Source organism: Mycobacterium sp. pW045, assembly GCF_041287085.1.
Classification (GTDB): Bacteria; Actinomycetota; Actinomycetes; order Mycobacteriales; family Mycobacteriaceae; genus Mycobacterium; species Mycobacterium algericum_A.
Map to the genome: position 1 here is coordinate 260,054 of NZ_JBGGKU010000006.1, position 22,248 is coordinate 282,301.

The following is a 22,248-nucleotide window of genomic DNA, read 5'->3' on the forward strand; positions in this document are numbered from 1 at the left end:
GATGTCCGTCCGGCCGGTCGACGCACCGACATCCCACACGCGGGGGGTGCGACGCCTGCTGGACAGCTACCGGGCGATTCCCGCGAGCGCGTCGGTGCGGCTGGCGAAACCCACCTCAAACCTGTTCCGGGCCCGCGCCAAACGCGATGCCCCGGGCCTGGACACCTCGGGCCTGGTGAATGTCATCGGCATCGACGTGGCGAACCGCACCGCCGACGTCGGCGGTATGTGCACCTACGAGGACCTGGTCGCCGCGACGCTGCCGTACGAGTTCGCACCGCTGGTGGTTCCGCAGTTGAAGACGATCACGGTCGGCGGGGCGGTGTCCGGCCTGGGCATCGAGTCAGCGTCGTTCCGCAACGGCCTGCCGCATGAGTCGGTGCTGGAGATGGATGTTCTCACCGGCGCCGGCGAGCTGCTGACCGTTTCCCGTGACCGGCACGCGGACCTGTTCCGGGCATTTCCCAATTCCTATGGCACGCTGGGCTATTCGACGCGACTGCGGATCGAGCTGGAGGCGGTCAAACCGTTCGTGGCGCTACGGCACATCCGGTTCCATGCGCTGGACGACCTGATCGCGACGATGGACCGGATCATCGACACCGGCGGGTTCGACGGTGTCGCGGTGGACTACCTCGACGGTGTGGTGTTCTCCCCCACCGAGAGCTACCTGTGTCTGGGGATCGAGACCGACACCCCGGGTGCGGTCAGTGACTACACCGGCCAGCGGGTCTACTACCGCTCGATCCAGCACGGGCACGGGATCAAAGACGACCGGCTGACCATCCACGACTACCTGTGGCGCTGGGACACCGACTGGTTTTGGTGCTCGCGGGCGTTCGGGGCGCAGCACCCGTTGGTGCGGCGCGCCTGGCCGCGGCGCTATCGGCGCAGCAGTTTCTACTCGAAGCTGATCGGCTACGACAGGCGGTTCGCCATCGCCGACCGGATCGAGAAACGCCAGGGCCGGCCGCCGCGCGAGCGAGTGGTGCAGGACATCGAGGTGCCGTTGGGGCGCTGCCGGGAGTTCTTGGACTGGTTTTTCGACCACGTGCCGATCGAGCCGGTGTGGCTGTGCCCGCTGCGACTGCGCACCGACGAGAACTGGCCGCTGTACCCGATGCGGCCCAACCGCACCTACGTCAACGTCGGTTTCTGGTCCTCGGTCCCGGCGGGCGCCACCGAGGGAGCCACCAATCGGCTGATCGAGGCAAAGGTGAGCGAACTCGACGGCCACAAGTCGCTGTACTCCGACTCCTACTACACCCCCGCGGAGTTCGATGAGCTCTACGGCGGGGAAACCTACCGCCAGGTCAAGCGGACCTACGACCCTGACTCCCGGTTGCTGGACCTCTACGACAAGGCGGTGCGACGACGATGACCACCTACAAGGAGCAGACGCACACCGGCAGGCTGACCCTGGCGGAGGTCCTGGAGACGCTGGCCACCGACGGTCACCTGCCGCTGCGGTTCACCGCCTACGACGGCAGCAGCAGCGGACCCGACGACGCCCCGCTGGGCCTGGAACTGCTCACCCCGCGCGGCACCACCTATCTGGCCACCGCGCCGGGCGACCTGGGCATGGCCCGGGCCTACGTCGCCGGAGACCTGGCAGCGCACGGCGTGCACCCGGGCGACCCCTACCGCCTGCTCAAGGCGCTCGCCGAAGAACTGCACTTCAAACGGCCGTCGCCGCGGGTGCTGGCCAACATTGTGCGCTCCATCGGGATCGAGCACCTGGTGCCCATCGCACCGCCGCCGCAGGAGGCCCGCCCCCGGTGGCTGCGCGTCGCCGACGGCCTGCGACACAGCAAGCATCGAGACGCCAGCGCGATTCAACACCACTACGACGTGTCCAACGCCTTCTACGAAGCCGTGCTGGGGCCGTCGATGACCTACACCTGCGCGGTCTATCCGAGCCCGGACGCGACGCTCGAGGAGGCCCAGGAGAACAAGTACCGGTTGATCTTCGACAAGTTGCGGCTGCGCCGCGGCGACCTGCTGCTGGATGTGGGCTGCGGCTGGGGCGGCATGGTCCGCTACGCAGCGCGGCACGGTGTGCGCGCCATCGGCGCGACGCTCTCTGCCGAGCAGGCCCGGTGGGCCCAGCGCGCCATCGCCTCCGAGGGGTTAGCCGAACTGGCCGAGGTCCGCCATTGCGATTACCGCGATGTGCGTGAGACCGAATTCGACGCGGTCTCCTCGATCGGCATGACCGAGCACATCGGCGTCGCGAACTACCCCGCCTACTTCGGATTCCTCAAATCCAAGCTGCGCCGCGGCGGCCTGCTGCTCAACCACTGCATCACCCGCGCGGACAACAAATCCAGCGCCACCGCGGGCGACTTCATCGACCGCTACGTGTTCCCGGACGGCGAACTTGCCGGGTCGGGACGGATCATCAGCGAAATCCAGGACGCCGGTCTGGAGGTGGTCCACGCCGAGAACATCCGGCACCACTACGAGCTGACGCTGCGGGACTGGTGCGCCAATCTGGTGGCGCATTGGGACGAGGCCGTCGCCGAGGTCGGGCTGGCCACCGCGAAAGTATGGGGTCTCTACATGGCCGGTTCGCGACTGGGCTTCGAGCACAACGCCATTCAGCTGCATCACGTGTTGGCGGCCAAGCTCGATGACCGCGGCGGCGACGACGGCCTGCCCTTACGGCAGTGGTGGCAGCCCTAGCCGGCGGATCACCGCGATCGGCTAGCGCCGGGCGAACGACGGCGCCCGCTCCGGGCGCACCCCCACGCCCACCAGATACGCCGGAATCGCGGACAGCCAGGGCAGTTTGGCGATCACGGTGCCGAAAGCCGCCGGCGGGCTGAGGTTTTTACCGCGCAGGATCGGCGTGAGTGCGCGGTGCAGCACCCGCTGAACCGACTGGGTGACGACGGTGGGAAACGCCCGGCGCCGTTGCACCGCCGCCAGATCACGCCCGGTCACCTGGCCACGCCGCAGCGGCTCGGCCAGAATGGTGGCGGCGGCGACCGCGTCCTGCACGGCCAGATTGATGCCGACCCCGCCCACCGGGGACATGGCGTGCGCGGCGTCGCCGATGCACAGCAAACCGTCGATGCTCCACCGCCTCAGCCGGTTCACCCGTACGTCCAGGTGTTTGACGTCATCCAGGCTGCGCAGTGCGCCCACCGCATCGGCGGCCTCCGGGATCAGTTCGACGACCTCGCGCCGAAACGCCTCGATGCCGCGCTCCCGCAGCGCCGCATCGCCGCCCTTGAGCCCGAGATAGGCGACCTGGAAGTAACCCTCGCGCGGGATCATGATGGCGGCGCGGCCCGGACCGAGCCGCGGCAGCAGTGTCGGCTTCGCATCTTCATCGTTGGGCAGGCGGAACCACCACACGTCGAAGTTCACCGGAAACTCCCGGAACCGCAGGCCGGCCTCCTGCCGCGCGATCGACCACCGCCCGTCGCAGGCCACCGTCAGCCCGGCACGCAGTTCGCCCGGACCGTCGGGGCCTTGGTAGCGCACTCCGGCGACCCGGCCGTTCTCGTGCAGCAGTCCGGTGACCTCGGTCTGCATCCGCAGCGTGAAAGTCGGCTCGGTCTGCGCGGATTCGGCGAGCAGGTTGAGCAGATCCCACTGCGGCACCATCGCGATGTAGGGGTGCGGCTGGCCCCGAAGCCGGCCGAAGTCCACCACCGTGACGCCCCGGCCGGCCACGTCGAGGACGACCTGGTGGATCTCACTGTGTGACAGCGCCGCGAAGCGGTCCCACAAGCCGAGCTCGTCGAGTAGCCGCAGCGTGGTGGGATGCACGGTGTCGCCGCGGAAGTCGCGCAGGAAATCGGCGTGCTTCTCCAGCAGGGTCACGTCGACCCCGGCACGGGCCAGCAGCAGCGCCAGCACCATGCCGGCGGGACCGCCGCCGACTATCGCGCAGGAGGTGGTGTCGGTGATGTCGTCCAGTCAGTCACCACCGATACGCCGAGCGCCCAACTCACTCTGCAGCAGTTCCAGGGCCGCCTCCTCGGGATCGCGGCGCGGCGCCGGGTCGGAGCGCTCGGCCTCCGCCTCGGCCAGCATGGCATCCTCGTCGGCTCGCCGCGCCAGGTCCGCGGCCACCGGCGCGGCCGGCGCCGCCGATGCGGGTTCGGCCGGCGGCGCCCCGGCTTCGCAGCGCACCCGCCAGTTCACCCCGAGGGCATCTTTGAGCGCCTCGACGATGACGTCGGCGTTGCGTTGTTCGCAGAGCCGCTTGGCCAGCGGAGCCGACTCGTGGCTCAGCACCAGGGTGTCGCCGTCGACGGCGCGCACCGTCGCACCGGCCAGCATCACCTCGGTGGTGCGGCTGCGCTGGCGCACCTTCTCCCGCACGGTGCTCCACATGGCACGGACGGCGGCGGCATCAGGTTCTCCCGGCGCGGCCGAACCGGGTGCCGGCGCAGCGGACGGCGGTGCCGCGGCCGGAGGTGGCGGTGCTGCAGCCGGGGGCGACGGTGCTGCAGCCGGGGGCGGCGGTGCTGCCGGTGCCGGTCCGGGTGGCGAAACGGGCTCGGGAGCGGTCTTCGGCTCGGGCACCGGCGCGGCGGGCGGCGCCACCGGGGCCGCGGGTTCCGGGGCGGGCGGTCGCGGGACGGCCGGCTCGGCGGCCTGCGAGCGGCGGGTGAACTGCCTGGCGGCGGCCGCGGCGTCACCGGCTGCCGGCTGGGCGGCCGCCGCACTCGGGATCGACATGTCCAACCGGCTCTCGATGCGCTCGACCCGCTGCAGCAGCGCGGCTTCGGTGTCGGCGGCCGACGGCAGCAGCAGCCGGGCGCACACCACCTCCAGCAGCAGCCGCGGTGCCGTCGCGCCACGCATCTCACCGAGACCGGCGTGCACCACCTCGGCGTAGCGGGCCAGGGTCGCCGAGCCGAGCCGGGCGGCCTGGTCATGCATGCGTTCCAGGATGTCTTCGGGCGCGTCGACCACACCCTTGGCGACCGCGTCCGGCACGGCCTGCAGCACGATCAGATCGCGGAATCGTTCCAGCAGGTCGATGGCGAACCGGCGGGGGTCGTGGCCGGCATCAACAACGGCTTCGACCGCCGCAAATACCGACGCCGCATCGCCAGCGGCCAGCGCGTCGACCGCCTCGTCGATCAGGGCGACGTCGGTGGCGCCCAGCAGGCCCAGTGCCCGCTGGTAGTGGACGTGGTCGACCCCGGCCTCGTCGCGCTCCGAGCCGGCCAGCAGCTGGTCGAGCACCGACAGGGTGTCGCGTGGCGAGCCGCCGCCGGCGCGGATCACCAGCGGGTAGACGGCGTCATCGACGGCGACGTTCTCCTGCTCGCAGATCCGCCCGATGAGCTCGCGCATGGTCCGCGGCGCCAACAGCCGGAACGGATAGTGGTGGGTGCGGGAGCGGATGGTCGGCAGCACCTTCTCCGGTTCGGTGGTGGCGAACACGAAGATCAGGTGCTCGGGTGGCTCCTCGACGATCTTGAGCAGCGCGTTGAAGCCCGCGGGGGTCACCATGTGCGCTTCGTCGATGATGAAGATCCGGTACCGCGACTGGGCGGGGGCGTAGAACGCGCGGTCGCGCAGGTCTCGGGTGTCGTCGACGCCGCCGTGGCTGGCCGCGTCGAGTTCGACGACGTCGATGCTGCCCGGACCGTTCGGGGCCAGCGCCACGCAGGAATCGCAGGTCCCGCACGGCGTGGGCGTGGGCCCCTGCGCACAGTTCAGCGACCGGGCCAGGATGCGCGCCGACGACGTCTTGCCGCAGCCGCGCGGCCCGGAGAACAGGTAGGCGTGGTTGATCCGGCCCGCCGACAGCGCGGTGCACAGCGGTTCGGTGACGTGCTCCTGCCCCACCACTTCGGCGAAGGTTGCCGGCCGGTACTTGCGGTAGAGCGCCACGCCAGCAGGTTACTTGCTCGGGCCGACGCCGGTGCGCCGCCCGGCGGCACCGGCGCTACACCTTCGGGCGCAGATAGCCCAGCGTGTTGTAGGCGGGGCTGAAGTCACGCCAGTTCAACGTCACGAACAACCGGCCGCCGGAGTTCTGGTCGGCCGTCTCGTAGCCGAACAGCGGACCGTTTCCGCGCACGGCGGTGACCACCGCGGCGTGCCCGTGCTCGCTGACGTACCCGCCCGGTCCGTAGACGACGATGTCGCCGACCTGCGGCAGGTTCATGCCGCCGTCGAACGGCACCGGGTCGAAGTATTCGCCCAGGCCGTTGGTGGGGAAATGTTGGTAGAGGTCGAACGCGTTGCCGCTGGGGTCGCGATTGCGCCAGGGGTACCCGAGCGCGCGGATGTATTGCAGGATCAGCGGGTAACACTGGCCGTCGCCGTACATCACCGGGTGGCCATGGGCGGCGTCGGCGGCCGCTCCCCGGAAGACGTCGAGTGCCTCGTTGACCTTGGCCGGCAACGCCTCGGCCGGACCGGGCCCGGCATCGCCGACGTGGACCGGCGAGTGGTCGATCACCGGATCCGCCCGGCTGGGGGCGTACGCCGCGGGAACCTGGCCGAGCCCGAAAGCGGCCATCGCCGCCACCGCGCAGCCCACAACACCGATCTTGTTCGCCATTTCTCGGCCTCCACCGGCATTTTGACGGGTTCCCGACGCAACTTTCGGGAAATGTTAGGCGGCGGCGCCCGCCGGTACGCCGAATTCCACGCGGTGTCAGCCCAGCAGGTGCTCGGCGGCGGCCAGCAGCGCGCAGGTGGCCAGGCCGTCGACAGCGTCGCGCAGGTCGTCGGTGGACGGGAACGACGGGGCGATCCGGATGTTCTTGTCGTCGGGGTCCTTGCGGTAGGGGAAGGACGCGCCGGCCTCGGTGACGGCGATCCCGGCGTCCTTGGCCAGCGCCACGGTGCGCCGCGCGGTGCCGGGCAGCACGTCGAGGCTGACGAAGTAGCCGCCCTTGGGGTCGGTCCACGACGCGATCTTGGATTCGCCGAGCCGGTTCTGCAGGATCTCGGCGGTCAGCGCGAACTTCGGCGCCAGGATCTCCTGGTGGCGGCGCATGTGCAGCCGCACCCCGTCGGCGTCACCGAAGAACCGCAGGTGGCGCAGCTGGTTGACCTTGTCCGGGCCGATCGACTTCTTGCCGGCGTACTGCAGGTACCAGGCGATGTTGCCCAGCGAGCCGCCGAAGAAGCTGACGCCGGCGCCGGCGAAGGTGATCTTCGAGGTGGAGGCGAACACGTAGGGCCGGTTCGGGTTGCCGGCGGCGGCGGCCAGCCCGAGCACGTCGACCTGGTGGGGGAACTCGGTGGTCAGGGTGTGCACCGCGTAGGCGTTGTCCCAGAACAGCCGGAAGTCGGGCGCGGCGGTGGCCATCTGCACCAGCCGGCGCACCGTCTCCCAGGAATAGGTGATGCCGGTCGGGTTGCCGAACACCGGCACCGTCCACATGCCCTTGATCGCCGGGTCGGCGGCGACGAGTTCCTCGATGAGGTCGACGTCCGGGCCGTCCTCGCGCATCGGGACGGGGATCATCTCGATGCCCAGCGTCTCGGTGATCGCGAAGTGGCGGTCGTAGCCGGGCACCGGGCACAGGAACTTGACGGCGGCTTCCTGACTCCAGGGACGCGGCGAGTCGACACCACCGTGCAGCATCGAGTAGACGACGACGTCGTGCATGAACTCCAGGCTGGCGTTGTTGCCGGCGATCAGGTTGGGCACCGCGATGCCGAGCAGTTCGCCGAAGACGGCCCGCAGCTCGGTCAGACCGTGCAGGCCGCCGTAGTTGCGGGTGTCGGTGCCGTCGTCGGCGCGGTAGTCGTCGATGCCCGGCAGTGCCAGCAGGCCGTTGGCCAGGTCGAGCTGCTCGGGCGCCGGCTTGCCGCGGGTGAGGTCCAGCGACAGTTTCTTGGCCTGTAGCTCGGCGTAAGCGCGCTGGTAGCTCTCGTGTTGAGCAGCCAAGTCGGCACGGCTGAGGTTCTGCAGCGACACGGGTGCGCCTCTCACAATCGAAGGCCAAACACATAAGGGGACCCCGCGCACCCGCCAGAGCCCATTGACCCTTGCTGCCTTCCGGCCCTGGGGGAGTTCACAGGATAGACGCCGCGCGGGGTCCGAGTGCCAAGTCTAGCGGTGGTCACCAGCGCGGCGAAGCCGGGCGCGGGGGCACCTCCCGCTTGCGGGGGATGGGCCACCGCCACCGGCACCGTGGTCACCCAGCGCGGCGAAGCCGGGCGCAGTGGGCCACCGCCACCGGCACCGTGGTCACCAGCGCGGCGAAGCCGGGCGCAGTGGGCCACCGCCGCCAGGCACGGTGGACCTGGGTGAGGAGCGCGCGGCCCCGCAAGGGTCTCCGCTACCATTGCCGACGGAGGATTCGCCTAGTGGCCTATGGCGCTCGCCTGGAACGCGGGTTGGGTTAATAGCCCTCGCGGGTTCAAATCCCGCATCCTCCGCACCGCAGGTGCGACCGGACCGCAATTCCGCGGTCTGGTCGCACCTGAATCACTACTGACGAAACACGGGAGGTGGCGTGAGTCGCACCGTTGCCACGGTTTGGCACGCGTCGCTCTCGACTCTCGCCGCCATCTTGTACTTCCTGTTCGTAATTCCCCGGTGGTGGGAGCTGACCGGCTTCTCCCCGCATGTGCTGGGCACGGTGCTGCGGATCTTCCTCGGACTGCTGGTGGCCGGGACCGCGCTGCCGGTGGTGGCAACCCTCAGGCACGCCCGCAAACCGGAGTACGGAACTCCGCAGCTGACGCTGACGCTGCTGACCGGTTCGATCGTGGGCCACGTGGTGGCCGGAATCCTGATCGCGGGGACCGCGATCAGCGAGATCTGGCTGTCGCTGGACACCGCCGGAGTATGGCTGTTCGGCATCTACGGGGCCGCGGCCGCGATCGCACTGTTGGGCATCGGCGCGTTCTACCTGTCGTTCGTGGCCGCAATGCCCCCGCCGCCGCCCAAACCGCTCAAGCCCAAGTCGGAGAAGCAGTCGACGCTGCGGCGCTGGCGCGCCAAGAAGGCGAAGAAGTCAGCCGCGGCCGCCAACGATGTTGAGGACGGCGACACCGACGAGGAGACCGACACCGACGCCGGCACCGACGCCGACACCGACGCCGACGAAGACGCCGGGTCCGGCGAGACCGTCGAGGCCGACTCGGCCGCGGAGGTCACCGAATCGGCCGGCGAAGAAGCCCCCGAACTCGCACCGACCGGAGCGCAGCAGAAGTTGCGCCCGTCCGGCAAGCGCCGGGCGAAAAAGAGCAAGTAGGACCAACGCCGCCCGGTTAACCTTTGCCCCATGACCGAGAACCGCGGTGCTTTCGCCGACGCGGCGCGGGCGCGGGAGAACAAGCTGGTCAACCGGCTGGAGGCCTCCGTGGCAGCCGACCGGGACTTCCAGGCGATCCTGCGGGAGGCGGTCCGCAACAACTCGGCTTCGCGTCAGCGCCTCGACGCGATGGCCGCCGAGATCAGGCAGGCCGCGGCCACCTGGCCGGGGCTGGACACCCCCGCCGGCTCCCGTCAGTTCCAGCGGTACCTGACCGGCAAGACCCGCGAGATCCACAAGATCGTCAACGACGCTCACGCCGACAGTGAGCACCGGGCAGGGCTGGTACGGAGCCTGACCAATCGCTACCAGCTCGACGGCGACGGCGACACGGATCCGCACATCCGCTTGGTGGACAATGAAACACCGGCTCCGCGCGATCCCAGCATCGCCGGCTCGGGCAGCCCACCGGTGCCGGAGGACCAGGAGGGCTCGCCCTACGACCTGGGCGCCACCATCCCGGGCACCGGAATCGTCATCACCGGAGACCCGGAGACCGGTCATCCGCGGCTGCACATCCCCGGACAGCCCGACATCGACAACCCGTTTCCCGTCGACGAGGGTTTTCGGGCGCTGCCCACCGGGACGGCCGTCGGGCCCGACGGTCAGCAGTACGCGTTCTACAGCGTGCGCCCCTACGGGCCCGGGACCTCGCCGGACAACTTCATCGCGCCGGAGTCCCGGGTACAGAACCTGGCTGATCCCGCAACGGATCTGGGGCCGCTGATGGGCACCACGATCGGCTCGGACACCAAGGTGGGCATCTCGCAGGCCAGCGGGGTCTTCGACGCCGAGTCGGGACGGATGATCATCGTCGGCAACATCGGTCAGGACGGGCAGCGCGCCATGTGGCAATCCGATCCGGTCGCCGCCGGTGCCCCTCCCAACGCGTGGATGGACAGCCTGCATCAGGTCGGCACCTTCACCAATCTGGGCGCCGGCGACCGGGAGAACCAGATCGTGTCGCTGCCCCAGGGCGGCTACCTACTGACCAGCGCGAGCAACGGCAGCCAGATCGTCGGTGTGACCGCGGGCAGCCCGCAGGGGCTCCTCACCGCGCCGTCGCACGAGCTCACCGGCCCGGGCTTCATTCCCAGCCCGGGCAATCAACCGGCCGTTCCCTACGGCCCGAGCGTCGTCAACATCGAGACGCTCCCGAACGGGCAGGAACAGGTCACCATGCGGATCAGTACCTGGCCGACGCCCGAGGGCTGGCCCATCGGGCCGGATGCTCCGCCGCCGCCCTACCACCCGCGGACCTACACCACGACGTTCAACATCAACCCGTAATCGGGACGGCCGGGTTCGCCCGGGGCTCAGAACGCTGTGCTGCCGGACGGTCGCAGCACGAAACCGTGGTGGCCCAACGAGGTGTCGAGGCAGGCGACCAGCTGGTCGGCGCCCACCGCACACGTCACATTGCCGTAGGACAGCTTCTGCCCGACCCCCAGGAACGCTCCATTGGAGAACTGGCGGCCGCAACTCGCCGACTCACGGTTCAAGCGCAGACCCGCCGCGCCCTGGGAACGCACCGTCCCGATCACACAGCCGTCGGCCACCGGAGCGCCCGAACTGAGCGGCGCGTTCGCCATGCCCGGCATGTCGCCGTCGCACATGATGGCCTGCGAGGAACCCGCCGGCGGCTCGGTGGCGTCGAACTGGCAGGCGATGTTGTAGGGCGTGGAGAAATTCACCCAGCGGCCGGGCCCCTTGGGGCCCGTCGTGATGTAGTCCTCGATCGGGGCCGGGCTGAAGGTATCCAGATCGGGGAACCCCGCCGGCTGCGCCAGCGCCGGTGAACCCGCAGTCGCGACCAGACCGGCCACCATGCCGGCGACGGCCAGAGCCTGCGTGATTCGACGAACGAAACCGGTCATCGGTGGCTCCGGTCAGGGCTTGGGCGACCAGTCCCACACCGACATGTCGTCACGCGGGTACTGGCTGCAGGCTTCGGTCGACTTGGCGACGACACCCTTGTTGTTGAAGAAGATCTTGGCGTGGTTGGGCCAGGAAACGGTCAGCGGGTCGGCGAAGTTCGTCGCCAACTCCTCCGAGTAGGCCCGGCGCTGCTCGGGGCTCAGCGAGAAGAACCAGTGCATCTTGTCGATGGTGGCCTGCTGCACCTGTACCGGCTTGTTGTGCATGTCGATCATGTAGCGCTCGTAATAGACCGGCGACAGGTCGCGGCTGGCGGCCAGCATCTGCTCGGCGCTGCAGTCGGTGCGGATCACCCGGCGCGGGATGGGAAAGTCGTCGGTGGCGTCGGCGGAAGCGGTCACCGGCAACAAGGCGGCGGTCAGCGCGGCCAGGCCGGCCGCGGCGGCCACCGCGGCGCCGCGGCGGCGGATCGGGCGGTGGGTGGGCATGGAATCCACTGTAACCATTCCCCGGTCCTTTCCCCTATGTCAGTTTCTGATGCCGATCCCCGCTGTTCAGACCGATGATCCGGGTGAACCCGCTGCGCGAAAAACCGGTGGCGGGCGGTGACGAACTCGGAAAACAATGCTACATAACTTTAGCCTTGCTACCTAATTAGGTGTAGCCCCTGATCGCATGGGATCACTCACAGTCGATCAGCGCCTGTCGGCCAACGCATCGGCCGCCTCGGCGTCGGCACCGTGCGCGGCGGCGGCCGCCTCTCGGTCCCGGGCGGCCTTACCGCCGACGTACGGCAGCACGTTGATGGGCCACCAGAACCAGCGGCCCAGCAACGCCGCGATCGACGGCGTCATGAACGCCCGCACGATCAAGGTGTCGAACAGCAGGCCCAGCCCGATGGTGGTGCCGATCTGGCCGATGATGCGCAGGTCGCTGACGGCCATCGACGCCATGGTGAAGGCGAACACCAGCCCGGCTGCGGTCACCACCTTCCCGGTACCGCCCATCGCCCGGATGATGCCGGTATGCAAGCCGGCATGGATCTCCTGTTTGAATCGGGAGACCAGCATCAGGTTGTAGTCCGATCCCACCGCCAGCAGCACGATCACCGACATCACCATCACCAGCCAGTGCAGTTGCATGCCGATCAGGTACTGCCAGACCAGCACCGACAGCCCGAACGACGCCCCCAACGACAGTGCGACGGTTCCGACGATCACCAGCGCGGCGATCAGCGCACGGGTGATCAGCAGCATGATGACGAAAATCAGGCACAGCGAAGCGATTCCGGCGATCAGCAGGTCATAGTAGGAACCGTCGTGCATGTCCTTGAACAGGGCCGCGGTCCCGCCCAGATAGATCTTGGCGTCCTCCAGCGGCGTTCCCTTGAGCGCCTCCTCGGCAGCGATGCGGATCTGGTCGATGCGCGCAATGCCTTCTGCGGTAGCCGGATTGCCCCGGTGCGAGATGATCATCCGCACGGCCTTGCCGTCCGGCGAGACGAACATGTTCATCGCGCGCTTGAAGTCTGGGTTCTCGAAGACCTCTGGCGGCAGGTAGAACGAGTCGTCGTTCTTGGCCTCGTCGAACGCCTTGCCCATCGCGGTGGCGTTGTCGCCCATCTCCTCCATCTGGGCGAAGATCCCCGACATGGTGCTGTGCATCGTCAGCATCATGGTCTGCATGGTCTGCATGGTGTCGATCATGGGCGGGAAGGTGGTCAGCATCTGCGGCATGAGCGCATCCATGTCGGCCATGTGCGCGATCATCTTGTCCATGCTCTCGCTCATCGGATCGACACTGTCGACCATGTCGAACGCCGAGCGCAGCGAGAAGCAGATCGGGATGTCGTAGCAGTGCGGCTCCCAGTAGAAGTAGCTCCGGATCGGCCGCCAGAAATCCTCGAAATCGGCGATGTGGTCCCGGATCTCGTAGATCTGGGCCTGTAGCTCGTCCATGTCGACCACCATCTCGTGGGTGGTGTTGGCCAATTGGCCCATGTAGCCGAGCATTTCGCGCATGGTGGCGATGGTCTCCCCCATCGCGTCGGCCTGGGTGAGCATGTCGTCCATGCGCTTCTTCTGGAACTGCATGGTCTGCATCTGGCCGGCGTTCTGCATGCTCATCTGGAACGGGATCGAGGTGTGTTCCAGCGGGGTGCCCTGCGGCCGGGTGATCGCCTGGACCCGGGAGATCCCGACCACCTTGAACACCGCCTTGGCCAGCTTGTCGATGACCAGGAAGTCAGACGGGTTGCGCAGGTCGTGATCGGCTTCGACCATCAGCACCTCCGGCATCATCCGGGACTGCGAGAAGTGCCGGTCGGCGGCGTTGAAGCCCTCGTTGGCCGGGATGTCGCTGGGGATGTACTGGCGGTCGTCGTAGGCCGGCGTATAGCCCGGCAACGCCAGCAGGCCGACGGCCGCGATCGCCATTGAGGCAACCAGGATCGGCCCGGGCCAGCGCACGATCGCCGTCGCCAGTTGCCGCCAGCCGCGGGTGCTCATCTTGCGCTTGGGTTCGAACAGCCCGAACCGGCTGCCGACCGTGATGATCGCCGGACCCAACGTCAACGCGGCGAGCACCGAGACGACCATGCCGACCGCACACGGGATGCCGAGCGAGACGAAGTAGGGCATGTGAGTGAAGTGCAGACAGAACACCGCGCCGGCGATGGTCAGGCCGGAGCCCAGGATGACGTGCGAGACGCCGTTGAACGCCGTGTAGTAGGCCGTTTCGGGATCTTCGCCGTCGTGGCGGGCCTCGTGATAGCGGCCGATCAGGAAGATCGCGTAGTCGGTGCCGGCGGCGATCGCCAGCGAGACCAGCAGGTTGACGGAGAACGTCGTCAATCCGACCAGGTGATGGTGGCCCAGGAAGGCCACCACGCCGCGGGCGGCGGAAAGCTCCATGCCGACCGTGGCCAGCAGCAACACCACGGTGGTGACCGACCGGTAGACCGCCAGCAGCATGGTCAGGATCACCGCGACGGTGACCGCCATCATCCGCAGCATGGACTTGTCGCCGGCGTGGTTCATATCGTTGGCCAGCGCCGCAGTGCCGGTGACGTAGACCGTCAGCCCAGGCGGCTTCTCGATCGAGTCCACGATGGTGCGGACCGACTCGACGGACTCATTGGCCTTGGCCTGGCCGATGTTGCCGACCAGATTGAGTTGCACGTAAGTCGCTTTGCCATCGGCACTCTGGGCGCCGACAGCGGTCAGCGGATCCCCCCAGAAGTCCTGGACGTGCTGCACGTGAGCGGTGTCGGCTTTGAGCCGCTCGACCATCTCGGCGTAGTACTCGTGCTCGGCATCGCCGAGTTCGTGGTCGGCCTCCAGCACGATCATCGCGGTGCTGTCGAAGTCCGATTCCTGGAAGACGCGGCCCATCTCGGTCATCGCCTGCATGGACGGCGCTGTCGTCGGGCTGGCCGACACGGCGTTCTCTTTGCCGATCTGTTCCAGTGACGGCACGGTGGCGCCGAGCAGCAGGATCAGGCCCACCCAGCCCAGGATGATCGGAATCGACAACCGGCGAATGGTGCGCGCGATGAATGTCCGCTCCGGATGTCCGCCCGCGCTACCGGTTATCGGCGGGCTCATGCCGCCTTCAGCAGGCAGAAGGTGTAGGCGTTGACCTCATTGGAGATGCGCTCGGCCTTCACCTCCCCGTCGACGGTGATCCGGCAACCGATGCTGTTGCTGTTGCCTTGCGCCATAATGCTTCCCACCACCGCCGGGAGGGTGGTGACAATCTCGAGTTGCCACGGCAGTGCGACGTCTTGGACGCGTTGCGGCTCGGAGTTGACGTCGAAATAGCTGATGTCGGCCACGGTTCCGGGTGGGCCGAAGATCTCGTAGGTCATGCGCTTGGGGTTGAAGGGCTTGGTCTCGTCGATCTGGCCGTCGGCGTAGGACGGGCGCTTCTCGGATCCGAACAGCCCGTGGATGCGCGTCACCGTGAACCCGGCGACACCGACCACGGCCAGTATCACCAGGGGTATCCACACCCGGCTCAGCACCTTGAAAATCGGAGTCCCCTTCGCCTAGCACCTTTGGGTACCCTAACCCAAGTCCACGTGCGTAAACGCACGCTACAGTACCGCCCAGAACGGTCGCAACGCACAGCATGTGCGTTATCCTCGCGCCGTGCGGCAGGTCTCGTTCCAGCGCGCTCGCAGCGCAGAAGAGAAGCGCCAGCGCGCAGCAGCCCTGATGGAAGCGGCGCGTTCGGTGGCCCTGGAGGCCGGTGTCGCATCGGTGACGCTGACCGCGGTGGCCGCCCGGGCCGGGGTGCACTACTCGGCCGTGCGCCGCTACTTCAGCTCCTACAAGGAGGTGCTGCTGCGCCTGGCGGCCGAGAGCTGGCAACGGTGGTCGGCGGCAGTCTGCACCGGATTGGACCAGCCCGGGCCGATGTCCCCCGAGCAGGTGGTCGAGATCCTGGTCAGCGGCTTGGCGGCCGATCCGCTGTTCTGCGACTTGCTGTCCAACCTGCACCTTCACCTGGAACACGAGGTGGACGCCGAACGGGTGATCGAGGTGAGGCGGGTCAGCGCCGCGGCGGTGATGACCAGTGCCGGCGCGATCGAGCGGGCGCTGCCGGGGCTCGGGCCCCGTGGCGCCCTGGATCTGCTGCTGGCCGCCTATTCACTGGGCTCGGTGCTGTGGCAGCGGGCACACCCGCCGGAGACGCTGACCAACGCCTACTCCGACGAACCGGAGCTGTTGCCGGACTGGAACCTGGACTTCACCACCGCCTTGACCCGGCTGCTCACCGCCACCTGCGTGGGGCTGCTGGAGCAGGCATCCTGACGCCCGACACCTCGCCCACATCCCGATGCGGTGTGACTGCCGTTGCGGTCGCGGAACCGCAGCGCCACGTTTTATCGGGTCAAGTCGGTGTCCCGGCTGGGCTGCACCCGCTTGGGCTCGCCGGGCATTTTCGGATAGTTCGGCGGGTACGGCAGGTCGCCCAGCCCGCGGGCTTCGTCGGCGGCCACCATCTCCAGCAGTGGCTGCAGGGACTGCTCGAGGCCGTCGATGGTGTCCCACGCGTCGCCGCGCCGCGCGATCAGCTCGGGCACGGTGGCGATGGTGTAGTCGTCGGGGTCGGCACCCTCGGCCAACTCGTCCCAGGTCAACGGCATGGAGACGGTGGCGATCGGGGTGGCACGCACCGAGTAGGCCGACGCCATGGTGCGGTCGCGGGCGTTCTGGTTGAAGTCGATGAAGATCCGCTTACCGCGTTCTTCCTTCCACCACGACGAGGTGACCGCCTTCGGTGCGCGCCGCTCGAGCTCGCGAGCCAGCGCGATCCCGGCCCGCCGAACCTCGATGAAGTCCCAGTCGGTCTTGATCCGCAGGAAGACGTGCAAGCCGCGGCCACCGGAGGTCTTGAGGTGGCCGACCAGGCCGAGCTCATCGAGCAGCGGGCGCAGCACCTCCAGCGCGACCGCGCGTGCCTCGGCGAAGCCGGTGCCTGGCTGGGGGTCCAGGTCGATGCGCAGCTCATCGGGATGGTCGGTGTCACCGCAGCGCACCGGCCACGGGTGAAAGGTGACGGTGCTCATCTGCACCGCCCACATGATGTCCGCCGGCCGGGTGACCTTGAGCGCGTCGGCGGTGCGGCCCGACGGGAACGTCACCCGGCAGGACTGCAGATAGTCGGGATGCCCGCGCGGCAGCCGCTTCTGGTAGACCTCGTCACCACCGCTGCCGTCCGGGAACCGCTGCAGGTGGGTGGGCCGGTCCCGCAACGCCGCCAGCAGCGGGCCATTGGCCACCGCCAGGTAGTAGTCGGCCAGCGCCCGCTTGGTGCCGCCGGCGCCGAGCCGGGGAAAGTACACCTTGTCGCCGCTGGTGAACCGGACGGCGGTGCCGTCGACGTCCAACTCCTCGGCTTCAGGCATGTCAGGTCTCCAGCACGTCGGCGAGATCGTAGGTCAACGGGACGTCGAGTTGGTCGAAGGTGCAGCTGGCCGGGTCGCGATCCGGGCGCCACCGCAGCAGTTTCACGGTGTGCCGGAAGCGATCCCCCTCCATCTGGTCGTAGGCGACCTCGGCGACGCGCTCCGGCCGGATCGGCACCCACTGCTTGTCGGCCGCGGAGTTCCAGCGGCTGGGCTCGCCCTCGCGGACGTCGCCGATGCGCAGCGGCTCCAGCTCGGCCAGGAGCTTGAGGCGGTCGGCATCGGTGAACGACGCCGCGCCCCCGACCATCGCCAGCTCGCCGTCGGGGCGGTACAGCCCCAGCAGCAGCGAACCGATGCCGTTGCCGCTCTTGTGGATTCGGTATCCCATCACCACGCAGTCGGCGTCTCGGCGGTGTTTGACCTTGACCATCTCGCGCTTGCCGGGCAGATACGGCCCGTCGCTCCGCTTGGCGATCACCCCGTCCAGTCCGGCGCCTTCGAACGTGGTGAGCCAGACCATGGCCTGTTCGGGATCGTCGGTCGCACGGGTGACATGACAGCTACGGCCCCCGTGGATCGAGTCCGCCAGCGCCTGCCGTCGCACCCGGAACGGTTCGCCGAGCAGCGACGCCGAGCCGGTGGCCAGCGCGTCAAAGCCGATGAATTGCGCCGGAGTCTGCTCGGCCAGCAGCCGCACCCGGCTCTGGGCGGGATGAATCCGCTGGCTCAGCGACTCCCAATCCAGCCGGGTCCGGCCGTCGATCTGCCGGGGCACCACCACCTCCCCGTCGAGCACGCAGCGCGGGGCCACCTCGGCGCGCAGCGCCTCCAGCAGTTCCGGGAAGTAGCGGCTCAGCGGTTTGCCGTTGCGCGATTGCAGCAACACCTCGTCGCCGTCACGGAACGCGATGGCGCGAAAGCCGTCCCACTTGGGTTCGTAGGACCACCGGCCTGGCTCGTCGGGAACCTTGGCCGCCGCCTTGGCGAGCATGGGATCCACCGGCGGGGCCAGGGGCAGGTCCATGCTGTCCATGATGGATGCTGCGGCCTCATCTGTCACAGAAGCCACCGCCGGGAGGTGGTGTGTCTGTTGCCCGCCTTCGAGCGACAACCGGGGCTCGCCCAGGCCAGCTGGCGACCATCCGGCGACAACCCACCAACGTTGTCGCTGAAAGGCGGGCAAACATCCCTATCCCTCTCCGGCGGGTTCCTCTCCGGCGGGTCCCTCTCCGGCGGGTCCCTCTCCGGCGGGTCCCTCTCCGGCGGGCGCACACGGTCAGCGCCGCAGGAACTCCACGATGTGGCGGGCCAACTCCTCGCCGGCGTCCTCCTGCAGGAAGTGGCCGGCGTCGTGGATCACCGGGTGGGCGCGTCCGCGTGCGCCGCGCATCTCGCGCTGGAAGATCGGCCCCATCGCCCCGGTGATCGGGTCACCGTCACTGAAAGCCACCAGCATCGGGGTCTCCGAGGCGCACAGCGTCGCCCACGCCGCCCGGTTGGCCGCCGCGGCCGGGTCCTCGGGGCTGGTCGGGACCAGTGACGGCATGGCCCGGGGCCCGACGCAGTAGCTGTCGTCGGGGAACGGCGCGTCGTAGCCGGCCCGGGCGGAGTCGGTCATCGGCTTACGGCATCCGGACTGCACGAACCAGCCGACGTCGATTTTCGGTGCGGTCTGGATGCTCTCCCGGAAGCGCCACCAGATCTCCGGCATCGGGATATCACCGGTGGGCAGGCCGGTGTTGGCCACCACGACGCCGCTGAACCGATCCGGGTTCTCCGCGACCAGCCGCAGCCCGATCAGTCCGCCCCAGTCCTGGCCGACCAGCGTCACGTTCTGCAGGTCGAGGTGGTCGAACGCCAGCGCCCGCATCCACTCGACGTGGCGGGCGTAGGTGTGGTCTGAGGCTTGGGTCGGCTTGTCCGAGCGCCCGAACCCGACCAGATCCGGACAGATGACCCGGTGCCCCGCCTCGGCCAGAATCGGCATCATCTTGCGGTACAGATACGACCACGACGGCTCGCCGTGCAGCATCAGGATCGGGTCGGCTTCCTCGGGGCCGTCGGCCACCCAGGCCACCCGCAGTGTGCCGCCGTCATCGTCATCCAGGTCGCAGAACTGGGGCGAATATCCGAAATCGGGGAGGTCGACGAACCTGTCATCGGGGGTGCGCAGGGTCTGCATGAGCCGACGATACCGTGAGGGTATATACCCACGGGGGTATACTGGAGCGTGATCACCACGATCAAGGAGACGACCAAGGAGGCCTCATGTCCGTCGCAATGAGCACCACGGTGACCGGCGCCGATTTCGGCACTGTTGCCGCCAAGACCCGGGAGCTGCTGAAGGACAACGGTTTCGGCGTACTGACCGAGATCGACATGCAGGCGACGCTCAAAGCCAAGCTCGGCGAGGACATGGAGCGCTACCTGATCCTGGGCGCCTGCAACCCGCCGTTGGCGCATCGCGCGGTGACCGCCGAGAAACGCATCGGGGTGCTGCTGCCGTGCAACGTCGTGGTTCGCGAGGACCCGCAACAGCCGGAGACGGTGCACGTCGAGGCGATGAACCCGCAGCTGATGGCCCAAGTCGTCGACAATCCGGCGCTGGCGCCGATCGCCGACGAAGTGACCGAGAAAATCCGTGCCGTCATCGATACCCTGGCTGATGCATTGCGCACCGCCTGAGAGGAACCGCTGATGTGCTACCCCGTACCGTGCCGGGTCTGCGGCAAGACCACCTGGGACGGCTGCGGCGAGCACATCGCCGACGTCCGCATGCAGGTGCCACCCGAGCAGTGGTGCGAGGGGCATCGCGAACAGCAGACCCGACAGCGTTCCTGGTGGCGACGCTGAGCCCAGCGACTATGGTGTCGGGATGCCAGCGCAGACACCGCCGACCGTGCCTACCCTGGTGGAGTTGCTGCGGTTGCAGGCCGAGCGGTACGCGGACAAGGTCGCGTTCAGCTTCGCCCCCGATGGGAAGCAAATCACCGCCCGGCTGACGTACCGGGAGCTCGACATCCGGGCGCGGGCAATCGGGACCACCCTGCAACATGACGGCGCCGCCGGTGAGCGTGCACTGGTGATCTGCCGGCCCGGCCTGGACAGCATCGTCAGCATTTTCGGCTGCTTGTACGCCGGCGCGGTCCCGGTGCCGGTGGACACCCCGCTCCCGCGCCTGAAACTGGTCGCGCCCGATACGCAAGCCGCCTTCGCGGTCGCGACGGCCGGCACCCGGAACCAATTGCAGGCAGTGGCCGCCGACGTGCCGGGCCTGTCGACGGTGCGGTGGTGCGCCATCGATGAGTACACCGCCGACCCCGAAGACTGGGAGACCCCCGACGTCGACTCGAGCACCACGGCCTTGATCCAATACACCTCCGGTTCGACAAGATCGCCCAAGGGCGTGGTCGTGACGCACGGCAACCTCATGGACAATCTGGAGGCCATTCGGCGGGCCTACCACGGCGACGAGCACCAGACGAGCGTCTACTTCCTGCCGCAGCAGCACGACATGGGGCTGATCGGCGGGGTGCTGGAGATGATCTACGTCGGCTGCACCACCGTATTGATGTCGCCGATCGTCTTCTTCCAGCGGCCGATGGCGTGGCTGGAAGCCATGTCTCGGTTTCGCGCCAACACGACCGCGGCACCCAACAGTGCCTACCGGTTGTGTGTCAAAAGCAGCACCCCCGCGCAGCGCGCGGCACTGGATCTGTCGCACTGGACCACCGCCGCGAGCAGTTCCGAGCCGATCCACGCGTCGACCATTCAGGAGTTCTCCGACGCGTTCGCCCCGGCCGGCTTCCGGCTTGAGGCGTTTCTACCGTGCTATGGCCTGGCCGAGGCCACCTTGCTGGTCGCCGCCGGCCCCAGCCACGGCGTCGCCGGCGTCCGTTACGTCGACGCCGCGGCACTGAGTGAGAACCGGGCCGTGGACGTCACTGCCGACACCGCGGCCGTCCCGGTGGTCAGCTGCGGTCCGCCGGTGTACGGCCAGCGGGTCATGATCGTCGATCCGGAGACCCGGCTGCAATGCGGACCCGACGAGGTCGGCGAGATCTGGGTATCGGGTCGCAGCGTCGCGCAGGGTTACTGGGGCCGACCGGAGGAGACCGCGCACACCTTCGCCGGTTTCCTGGCCGACACCGGTGAAGGCCCGTTCCTGCGCACCGGCGACCTCGGCTTCCTTTGTAAGGGCGAGGTTTTCGTCACCGGACGCTGGAACGACCTGATCACCATTCGAGACGGCAACTACTACCCGAACAACATCGAGCCGACCGTGCATGCCTGCCATCCGGCATTGCTCGCCGACCGCGGTGCGGTCGTTGCGGTGCAAGGCAACCAGGGCGCCGACAACCACCTGGTCGTCTTGCAGGAGGTGGACCACCAGCAGCAGGTCGCCGCGGACGAGTTCCCCGGCATCATCGACGCCATCCGGGCGGCGGTGCGTGCGCAGCACGGCCTCGAGGCGCACGATGTGCTGCTGGTGCCGGCGATGCGGTTGCCCACCACCTCGAGCGGCAAGATCAGGCGCGCAGAATGCCGGCGGCAGTTCCTCGACGGCGAACTGGCGGCGCTGGCCGAATGGCATGCCCCGGCGCCGCTGGCCGAACGGACCCCGAACGCCGGCGCAGCGGGCGGGCTGGCCCGGCTGATCTCCAACAGTCTGGCGCAGCGCCAGAAGCAACAGCAACAGCGCGGAATACCGCCTCGCGCCGGCGGTTAGGGCCCGCTTCCCGCACCGGCCACCAACCGGTCCAGGATGGGCCGCTGACCGGCCAGCAGTTTGGCGCGCGCTCGGGCAATGGTGAACCAGCCGACCCGGTCGACTTCGGGGAACTCCCGCAGCTGTCCCGACCGCGGCGGCCACTCCATCTCGAAGGTGTTGCTGCGCGCGTCGGTGACGTCGAGGTCGCCGTGCACGGCGAACACCGTGACCACTTTCCCGCCGGCCTGCCGCACCACGCCGAGGTCCAGTCGCTCGCCGTCGGGCGGGTCCAGGCCGATCTCCTCGGTGAATTCCCGGCGCGCGGTGTCCCACGGGTCTGCACCGTCGGGATGCTCGCCTTTGGGGATCGACCACGCGCCGTCGTCCTTGCGTGCCCAGAACGGCCCGCCCGGATGGGCGATCAGCACCTCGATTCCATCGGCGCCCCACCGGTAGAGCAGCAGTCCGGCGCTGCGTCTGGCCAC

At 68.5% G+C, this 22,248-nt stretch carries 20 protein-coding genes, 1 tRNA gene and 1 other RNA gene; 9 read left to right on the top strand and 13 right to left on the bottom strand.

Features of this window, described 5'->3' with window-relative positions; all coding sequences use genetic code 11:
- Position 1 precedes the first annotated feature (1 nt).
- A complete protein-coding gene (locus ACAG20_RS12170; RefSeq protein WP_370492688.1) occupies positions 2–1,381 on the top strand; it encodes an FAD-binding protein in 1,380 nt (459 codons plus the stop codon).
- A complete protein-coding gene (locus ACAG20_RS12175) occupies positions 1,378–2,685 on the top strand; it encodes a class I SAM-dependent methyltransferase (RefSeq protein ID WP_370492690.1) in 1,308 nt (435 codons plus the stop codon). Before ACAG20_RS12170 ends, ACAG20_RS12175 begins: the two co-directional genes overlap by 4 nt.
- A gap of 21 nt (positions 2,686–2,706) precedes the next feature.
- On the opposite strand, the gene ACAG20_RS12180 is transcribed toward ACAG20_RS12175, so the two are convergent.
- The 5 genes from ACAG20_RS12180 to ffs all read right to left on the bottom strand — a co-directional run bounded on the left by ACAG20_RS12180 (position 2,707) and on the right by ffs (position 8,039).
- On the bottom strand, positions 2,707–3,921 hold the full coding sequence (locus ACAG20_RS12180; RefSeq protein WP_370492760.1) for an FAD-dependent oxidoreductase: 1,215 nt from the start codon (positions 3,919–3,921) through the stop codon (positions 2,707–2,709).
- Between the two features lie 9 nt (positions 3,922–3,930).
- Positions 3,931–5,865, bottom strand: coding sequence for a DNA polymerase III subunits gamma/tau (locus ACAG20_RS12185; RefSeq protein ID WP_370492691.1), 1,935 nt, complete (start codon positions 5,863–5,865; stop codon positions 3,931–3,933).
- 55 nt (positions 5,866–5,920) lie between these two features.
- Positions 5,921–6,541, bottom strand: coding sequence for a CHAP domain-containing protein (locus tag ACAG20_RS12190; RefSeq protein ID WP_370492692.1), 621 nt, complete (start codon positions 6,539–6,541; stop codon positions 5,921–5,923).
- 96 nt (positions 6,542–6,637) lie between these two features.
- Entirely contained in the window at positions 6,638–7,912 is a 1,275-nt protein-coding gene (locus ACAG20_RS12195; protein ID WP_370492693.1) for an aminotransferase class I/II-fold pyridoxal phosphate-dependent enzyme, read from the bottom strand.
- Between the two features lie 32 nt (positions 7,913–7,944).
- Positions 7,945–8,039, bottom strand: an RNA gene (ffs, locus tag ACAG20_RS12200) — signal recognition particle sRNA small type.
- Positions 8,040–8,290: 251 nt separating this feature from the next.
- Here ffs and ACAG20_RS12205 point away from each other — a divergent pair.
- From ACAG20_RS12205 to ACAG20_RS12215, 3 genes are all read left to right on the top strand, one after another.
- Positions 8,291–8,376: transfer RNA gene (locus ACAG20_RS12205), tRNA-Ser, on the top strand.
- 77 nt (positions 8,377–8,453) lie between these two features.
- A complete protein-coding gene (locus ACAG20_RS12210) occupies positions 8,454–9,197 on the top strand; it encodes a hypothetical protein (protein WP_370492694.1) in 744 nt (247 codons plus the stop codon).
- A 30-nt stretch (positions 9,198–9,227) separates the two neighbouring features.
- Positions 9,228–10,547, top strand: coding sequence for a DUF4226 domain-containing protein (locus tag ACAG20_RS12215; RefSeq protein ID WP_370492695.1), 1,320 nt, complete (start codon positions 9,228–9,230; stop codon positions 10,545–10,547).
- A 26-nt stretch (positions 10,548–10,573) separates the two neighbouring features.
- On the opposite strand, the gene ACAG20_RS12220 is transcribed toward ACAG20_RS12215, so the two are convergent.
- From ACAG20_RS12220 to ACAG20_RS12235, 4 genes are all read right to left on the bottom strand, one after another.
- Complete coding sequence (locus ACAG20_RS12220; protein WP_112686706.1) at positions 10,574–11,134, bottom strand: hypothetical protein; 561 nt, start codon at positions 11,132–11,134, stop codon at positions 10,574–10,576.
- Between the two features lie 12 nt (positions 11,135–11,146).
- Complete coding sequence (locus ACAG20_RS12225) at positions 11,147–11,605, bottom strand: DUF5078 domain-containing protein (protein ID WP_112686726.1); 459 nt, start codon at positions 11,603–11,605, stop codon at positions 11,147–11,149.
- A gap of 225 nt (positions 11,606–11,830) precedes the next feature.
- Positions 11,831–14,740, bottom strand: a complete 2,910-nt coding sequence (locus ACAG20_RS12230) for an RND family transporter (protein ID WP_370492696.1) — start codon at positions 14,738–14,740, stop codon at positions 11,831–11,833.
- Complete coding sequence (locus ACAG20_RS12235; RefSeq protein ID WP_041319066.1) at positions 14,737–15,159, bottom strand: MmpS family protein; 423 nt, start codon at positions 15,157–15,159, stop codon at positions 14,737–14,739. The genes ACAG20_RS12230 and ACAG20_RS12235 overlap by 4 nt, the downstream gene beginning before the upstream one ends.
- A 109-nt stretch (positions 15,160–15,268) precedes the next feature.
- Here ACAG20_RS12235 and ACAG20_RS12240 point away from each other — a divergent pair, with 109 nt between their 5' ends.
- On the top strand, positions 15,269–15,952 hold the full coding sequence (locus ACAG20_RS12240; RefSeq protein ID WP_370492697.1) for a TetR family transcriptional regulator: 684 nt from the start codon (positions 15,269–15,271) through the stop codon (positions 15,950–15,952).
- A gap of 71 nt (positions 15,953–16,023) precedes the next feature.
- Here ACAG20_RS12240 and ACAG20_RS12245 read toward each other — a convergent pair whose 3' ends face one another.
- From ACAG20_RS12245 to ACAG20_RS12255, 3 genes are all read right to left on the bottom strand, one after another.
- Positions 16,024–17,049: a DNA polymerase domain-containing protein gene (locus ACAG20_RS12245; RefSeq protein WP_370492698.1), complete on the bottom strand. Its 1,026-nt coding sequence runs from the start codon at positions 17,047–17,049 to the stop codon at positions 16,024–16,026.
- Position 17,050: 1 nt separating this feature from the next.
- Entirely contained in the window at positions 17,051–18,085 is a 1,035-nt protein-coding gene (locus tag ACAG20_RS12250) for an ATP-dependent DNA ligase (RefSeq protein WP_370492761.1), read from the bottom strand.
- Between the two features lie 243 nt (positions 18,086–18,328).
- Positions 18,329–19,234 carry a haloalkane dehalogenase gene (locus tag ACAG20_RS12255; RefSeq protein WP_370492699.1) on the bottom strand — a complete coding sequence of 302 codons (906 nt, stop codon included), beginning with the start codon at positions 19,232–19,234 and terminating at the stop codon, positions 18,329–18,331.
- Between the two features lie 86 nt (positions 19,235–19,320).
- Between ACAG20_RS12255 and ACAG20_RS12260 the strand changes: the two genes are divergently transcribed.
- From ACAG20_RS12260 to ACAG20_RS12270, 3 genes are read left to right on the top strand one after another with little or no spacing between them, the layout of a single operon-like run.
- Positions 19,321–19,737 (top strand): DUF302 domain-containing protein, encoded by a 417-nt coding sequence (locus ACAG20_RS12260; RefSeq protein ID WP_112686716.1) that lies wholly within the window; start codon positions 19,321–19,323, stop codon positions 19,735–19,737.
- A 12-nt stretch (positions 19,738–19,749) separates the two neighbouring features.
- The gene (locus ACAG20_RS12265; RefSeq protein WP_165825029.1) at positions 19,750–19,905 is read left to right on the top strand and encodes a hypothetical protein; all 156 of its coding nucleotides are present in this window, start codon (positions 19,750–19,752) and stop codon (positions 19,903–19,905) included.
- A 22-nt stretch (positions 19,906–19,927) separates the two neighbouring features.
- The gene (locus ACAG20_RS12270) at positions 19,928–21,781 is read left to right on the top strand and encodes a fatty acyl-AMP ligase (protein ID WP_370492700.1); all 1,854 of its coding nucleotides are present in this window, start codon (positions 19,928–19,930) and stop codon (positions 21,779–21,781) included.
- On the opposite strand, the gene ACAG20_RS12275 is transcribed toward ACAG20_RS12270, so the two are convergent.
- The gene (locus ACAG20_RS12275) at positions 21,778–22,248 is read right to left on the bottom strand and encodes an NUDIX domain-containing protein (protein WP_370492701.1); all 471 of its coding nucleotides are present in this window, start codon (positions 22,246–22,248) and stop codon (positions 21,778–21,780) included. The two genes, ACAG20_RS12270 and ACAG20_RS12275, sit on opposite strands and share 4 nt — an antisense overlap.